This is a genomic window from Rhodoblastus sp. (genome assembly GCF_041915505.1).
Taxonomy (GTDB): Bacteria; Pseudomonadota; Alphaproteobacteria; order Rhizobiales; family Beijerinckiaceae; genus Rhodoblastus.
In genome coordinates, this window is sequence record NZ_JAYSBG010000217.1 from 1 (window position 1) to 6,146 (window position 6,146).

At 63.9% G+C, this 6,146-nt stretch carries 5 protein-coding genes; 2 read left to right on the top strand and 3 right to left on the bottom strand.

Annotated elements, in window-relative coordinates; genetic code table 11:
* Positions 1-20: 20 nt before the first annotated feature.
* The 3 genes from ACE3S9_RS13285 to ACE3S9_RS13295 form a co-directional block, all read right to left on the bottom strand.
* Positions 21-1,004: a thiamine pyrophosphate-dependent dehydrogenase E1 component subunit alpha gene (locus ACE3S9_RS13285; protein ID WP_374546948.1), complete on the bottom strand. Its 984-nt coding sequence runs from the start codon at positions 1,002-1,004 to the stop codon at positions 21-23.
* A gap of 26 nt (positions 1,005-1,030) precedes the next feature.
* A complete protein-coding gene (locus ACE3S9_RS13290; protein ID WP_374546949.1) occupies positions 1,031-2,065 on the bottom strand; it encodes an ATP-NAD kinase family protein in 1,035 nt (344 codons plus the stop codon).
* Positions 2,066-2,228: 163 nt separating this feature from the next.
* Entirely contained in the window at positions 2,229-4,139 is a 1,911-nt protein-coding gene (locus ACE3S9_RS13295; RefSeq protein ID WP_374546950.1) for a sigma-54-dependent Fis family transcriptional regulator, read from the bottom strand.
* Here ACE3S9_RS13295 and ACE3S9_RS13300 point away from each other — a divergent pair.
* Together ACE3S9_RS13300 and ACE3S9_RS13305 are read left to right on the top strand one after the other, a co-directional pair.
* Positions 4,138-4,293, top strand: coding sequence for a hypothetical protein (locus ACE3S9_RS13300; RefSeq protein ID WP_374546951.1), 156 nt, complete (start codon positions 4,138-4,140; stop codon positions 4,291-4,293). The genes ACE3S9_RS13295 and ACE3S9_RS13300 overlap by 2 nt on opposite strands.
* Positions 4,294-4,441: 148 nt before the next feature.
* Positions 4,442-6,146, top strand: a 1,705-nt coding sequence (locus ACE3S9_RS13305; protein WP_374546952.1) for a flavin-containing monooxygenase, incomplete at its 3' end; no start/stop codon positions are given.

A 6,146-nucleotide genomic window follows, 5' to 3' on the forward strand; every position in this document is an offset into this window, starting at 1 on the left:
TGTTCTCCCGGTCCGGGGCGTCAGTAGGCGACGTAAACGTCGGTGAGCAGTTCGCGCGCATGGGGCAGCGGCGCGTCCTTGGCGGAGGAAACGGCGGCGTCGATCAGCGCCGCGACTTCGAGATCGATCAGGGCGAAGTCGCGGTCGGTCGCGATTCCGGCTTCGATGAGACGCGAGCGGAAGATCTTCAGGCAGTCGCGATTCTCGCGGTTGTAGTCGTTCTCGCCCTTGGCCTTGTAGGTCTGGGCGTCGCCTTCGAAATGACCGTAGAACCGCGCGACATTGCATTCGAGCAGCGCCGGGCCGCCGCCGTCGCGCGCGCGCTTGATGATCTCGCCCGCCGCTTCATAGACGGCGAAAAAGTCCATTCCATCGACGGTCACGCCGGGCATACCGAAACCCGAGGCGCGATCGACATAGGAATCGACGGCGGTCGCGTAATCGACCGAGGTCGCCTCGGCATAGCCATTGTTCTCGACCACGAAAATCACCGGCAGGTTCCACACCGCCGCGAGATTCATGCTCTCCAGAACGGTGCCCTGATTGGCTGCGCCGTCGCCGAAAAAGGTGATGCCGACGCCCCGGTCGCCGCGGAATTTCGAGGCCAGCGCCGCGCCGCAAATCAGCGGCGCGCCGGCGCCGAGAATGCCGTTCGCACCCATCATGCCCTTGGACAGATCGGCGATATGCATCGAGCCGCCCTTGCCGCGGCAGGAGCCGGTCGCCTTGCCGTAGATCTCGGCCATCATTTCATGGACGTCGACGCCCTTGGCGATGCAATGGCCGTGGCCGCGATGGGTCGAGGCGATGCGGTCGATATCGGTCAGATGCGTCATGATGCCGGTCGCGGTGGCTTCCTCGCCGGCATAGAGATGGACGAAGCCGGGAATGTCGCCCTTGGCGAATTCGACGTGAAGCCGTTCCTCGAAATCGCGAATGGTGCGCATGGTGCGGTAGGCCCGCATCAGCTCCTCGCGCGGCAATGGAAAGGGATTGCTGGTCATTCTGTTTCCTCCTTGGTTTTGAAATTTCAGGCGCAGGCCAAAGCCTTCTCGCGCAGCAAGCCGCTGGCCGCCGCGAAGCCCATGACGGCGGGGACGTCGATGGTCCTGAAGGCGTTTTCGATCAGTTCGATCGAAATCTTCTGGCGCCGGTCGAAGGTCAGTTCGCGCTCGCCGTCGAGCGCGATCGAACCGGCCGGGACGGTGGTGGAAATGGTCTCGCCCGTGGTGAAGCGGCGCCAATGTTCGACGCCGATCTTTTCGACCAGGCCGGGCGCGATCGGCGCCAGAACCGACATGGGCGCGGTTTCGGCCGGCGCGAGGCGCATCATCAGGCCGCCCGGCTCGTCGCGCCCGACCGGTTCGATCAATCCGGCGATGGCCGACATGCCGATCAGGTTCGGATCGGCGAAGGCGACATAGAGTTCACGAAACGTCTCGACGCGCCACAGCGCCCGCGCGCCGAGATTCTGCTCGGCGACCACGGCGATATCGACCAGGGCGATTTCGGGCGCATTGTCGTCAACGCGCGCCTCCAGCCATTTATTGCCTTTCAATCCAATGGCGTCGGGAACCGCGCCGCTTGCGACCAGCCCCGTCGCAAAGCCGGTCACGGTCGGCTCGCGCATTTCGGGAAAGGCGTTATTGGTGCCGGTCGAAACGCCCGCGATCGGAATGGCGCCGCATTCGGCGGCGACGATGCGATGGGTGCCGTCGCCGCCGAGCACGATAATCGCGGCGATATCCTCGCGCGCCATCAGGCGGGCGGCGCGGCGCGAATCCTCGGCGGTTCCTGTCACCGGCATGTCGAGCAAGGCGAGGCGCGGAAAGCGCTCGTCGCCGCGCCGGGACGTTTGCGCGAGCTGGCGCAGCACATGGCCGGCGAGGCCGCCGCGCTCGGGCATCATCACCACGTCGGGCACGCCGCAGGCGCCGAGGCCGGCGAGCGCGCGCAGCAGAATATTGGCGCGATCCGCGACCTGGAGATTATTCGCCTTGGCGACGATGCGACGGATGTCGCGGCCGGAAATCGGATTGGCGATGACGCCGACTTTGCGCGGCATGGGTTTCCTCAATTTATTCTTGAGGACCCTTCAGCAAGCGCGGCGCCATCGCCGTGGCGCGCAACAACGGCCTGATTCGAAAGGGATAAATTGCAAAGCGCCGCGGGCGTCGCGTGGCGCGGGCCGCAACACCTGTGGCGCCGGGCGCCACAGGCGCCGGGGCTCAGTCGGGAAGCTTGAACGTCATCAGGCCGTGGCGGCGGATTTGGCGATGGATCGTGGTGCGATCGACGCCGCGCAGCCGCGCGACCTGCGAGACGTTCCAGCGGTTGCGGCGCAGATCGGCGAGCAAGTCCTCTGCCGAATCCGGCATTTTCTTGTCGCCGTGATCGCCCGAAACGATCCGCTCGGGCAGGTCGTCGAGCTGGATCAGATCGCCTTCCGCGATGGCGCAGGCGTAATCCAGCGCATTGATCAATTCGCGAATATTGCCGGGCCAGTCATATTGCCGCATCCGCGCCAGAGCCGCCGGCGACAACGTGAAGGTCCGGCCCGATTGCGCGCGCCGCTCGGCGACCATTTTGTCGACCAGCCAGTCGAAATCGAGCCGGTCGCGCAGCGGCGGCAGTTTCAGCACCGCGCCGCTGAGGCGGAAATAGAGATCCTCGCGGAATTTCCCGCTCTTGATCAAGTCGACCAGATCGCGATGGGTTGCGGCGATCACGCGTATGTCGACGGGCACCGGCCGCGTGGCGCCGACCGGCGTCAATTCGCGTTCGGCGAGCACGCGCAGCAGCCGCGTCTGCGAGGTCAGCGGCATGTCGCCGATCTCGTCGAGGAACAAAGTGCCGCCATTGGCTTCGAGCACCAGGCCCTTCTTGCCTTTCGCCTTGGCGCCCGTAAAGGAGCCCGCCTCATGGCCGAACAATTCGCTCTCGATCAGCCCTTCGGGCAAGGCCGCGCAATTCACCGCGATGAAGGGCTTTCCGACGCGCGGGCTGACATTGTGCAACGCCTTGGTGAGATGTTCCTTGCCCGTGCCGGTCTCGCCATGGATCAACAGGCCCATCTGGGTGTTGACCAGCTTCGCCGCGCGCGACAGAACATTGCGCATCGCGTCGTCCTCGCCCGCCAAGGCGGCGAGGCCGGCCGGCAGCGGCCGCTCGCGCTGCGCTGGTCCCGCCGTCTTTTTCGGCGGCGGCGGCAGGGCGTGGCCGAACAGGGTGCGGCCGCTGCGGCGTAGCCTCAGGCCGCGCTGCTCGCTCGGGCGGGAATGGACATAGAAGGGAAAATCATCGACCGTGCATTCGAAAATGTCGGAGATGTAGAGGGCGCGCGGCGGCGTCAGGACGTCGGTCTTGGGGGCTTCCTGCTGGAGCAGGATGCGCGCCCGATTGTTCACGCCGATGATGCGTCCGGAGCCGTCGACCGCGATCACGACATCCGGATCGACATCGGCGAATTCCGGGCAAGAGGCGAGCCGCAGGATCCATTCGTGACGAAAGCGGTTGAGCAGATTGGCGGTTTCGATCTTGTGCGCGAAGGAAATCACCAATTGCTGCGCCAGGAACTGGCTGGTCTTGGGCTCGGGCGAGCGCAGGGCGGAGATGTCCAGCACGGCCGCCATCGCCCCGGACGGATCGTAGATCGGCGCGGCGGTGCAGGTCAGCGGAATATGGGTGGCGTCGAAATGGTCGGTCTGATGGACGGTCAGGGCTTCGCCGGCGATGATGCAGGTTCCGACCGCGCAGGTGCCGGCATGGGTCTCGTTCCAATCGGCGCCGAGATAAAGCCCCGCCTTACGGCAATTATTGTCGAAGGTGGGGTCGCCCATGAAATCGACCGTTACGCCATTGGCGTCGGTCAGCAGCAGAACATAGCCGAGGCCGGACACCTGGCGATAGAGCGTTTCGACGCCGAACCGCGCCGTGTGCAGGAATTCGTCCATGGCGTCGCGATGTTCGCGGAACTGTCCCTGCGTGACGATGCGCGCCTCGCGCAATACGCTGGGGTCAAGCTTGTGCTCGTCCACGCAGCGCACCCACGAATCATGAATGATGACGTCGCGCCGCGAGCTTCGCTCCGCCGCCGCGCGCACGAGTTCGTCGATATGGGCCGATTGCGCTCCGCGCATGACCACGATCCTCCCCGACCGCAGGATTTTTGTGCGGATGATTCTTTTTGAATTTTCTCAATCTAGAAAAATTGCACGGATCGGCAAAAGCTTCAACCTGAGGCGTTTCGCGCGCCACACATGTGGCGCGACCGCCTCGGTAACGGCGCCGTGATTGATTTCATAACTATTTGTTTTTAAAAATAAAAAATAAATTTTTCCATGTTGGCGCCAGCATTGCTCTTCCCATTGGCAGGTTCGATTGCGACATCGATACCCAAAAAGGAAATGCGTCGGCTGAGTCGGCGTCAGGGAGTGTGCAGATGCGAGATAAGGCGTCGGCGACGGCGATCGCCAACGATGTGTTGAACCGCCTCGGCGAGGCGCTGGCCGCGGAGGATGTTGCGGCCGCGCTCGCGCTTTTCCAGACGGATTGCTATTGGCGCGATCTGGTGGCGTTCACCTGGAACCTCAAGACCCTCGAAGGTCGCGAACAGATCGGCGACATGCTGAGCGCCCAGCTTGGCGAATCGCGCCCCACGAACTGGCGCGTCGCCGAGGGCGAACAGGCGATCGAATCGGGCGAGGTGATCGAAAGCTGGATTCAGTTCGAAACGGCGCGGGCGCGCGGCTTCGGTCAGATCCGCATCAAGGACGGCCGCATCTGGACCCTGCTCACCACCATGCAGGAGCTGAAGGGTTTCGAGGAGCCGATGGGCGCCCGTCGTCCGCTCGGCGCGCGGCATGGCATCGACCCGAACCGCAAGACCTGGGCCGAGGAGCGCGCGCAGGAACAGGCCGAACTCGGTTATTCACGCCAGCCTTATTGCCTGATCATCGGCGGCGGGCAGGGCGGCATCGCGCTGGCGGCGCGGCTGCGTCAGCTCGACGTGCCGACCATCGTCATCGACAAGCACGGGCGTCCCGGCGACCAGTGGCGCAGGCGCTATAAATCGCTCTGCCTGCACGATCCGGTCTGGTACGACCATTTGCCCTATCTGCCGTTCCCCGCGAACTGGCCGGTCTTCGCGCCGAAGGACAAGATCGGCGACTGGCTGGAAATGTACACCAAGGTGATGGAGATCAATTATTGGGCCTCCACCGAATGCGTGAACTGCGCTTATGACGAGGCGACGCAGGAATGGACGGTCGTCGTCCGCCGCGAAGGCCAGGAGATCGTCCTGAAGCCGAAACAGCTGGTGCTCGCCACCGGCATGTCGGGCAAGCCCAACTTGCCGAAATTCCCCGGCATGGAGCTGTTCAAGGGCGAGCAGCAGCACAGCTCGCAGCATCCCGGTCCGGACGCCTATCGCGGCAAGAAGGTCGTGGTGATCGGCGGCAATAATTCGGCGCATGATATTTGCGCCGCGCTGTGGGAAGGCGGCGCCGACGTCACCATGATGCAGCGCTCCTCGACTCATATCGTGAAATCGGATTCGCTGATGGAGATCGGCCTCGGCGATCTCTATTCGGAGCGCGCCGTCGCCTCCGGCATGACCACGCAGAAGGCGGACCTGACCTTCGCCTCCTTGCCCTACAAGATCATGCATCAGTTCCAGGTCCCGGTTTACAACCGGATCCGCGAGCGCGACGCCGATTTCTACAAGCGTCTTGAGGACGCCGGCTTCTTGCTCGATTTCGGCGACGACGGCTCCGGCCTGTTCATGAAATATCTGCGGCGCGGCTCGGGCTATTACATCGATGTCGGCGCCTGCGACCTGGTCGCCGACGGGCGCATCAAGTTGAAGAGCGGCGTCAATGTGGAGCGCCTGACCGAAACGTCGGTGGTCTTCACTGACGGCTCGGAGCTGCCGGCGGATCTGGTGATCTACGCCACCGGCTTCAGCTCGATGAACGGCTGGGCCGCAGACCTCATTTCCCAAGAGGTCGCGGACAAGGTTGGCAAGGTCTGGGGGCTGGGGTCGAACACCAGCAAGGATCCCGGTCCCTGGGAAGGCGAATTGCGCAACATGTGGAAGCCGACGCAGCAGGAAGGGCTGTGGTTCCACGGCGGCAACCTGCACCAGT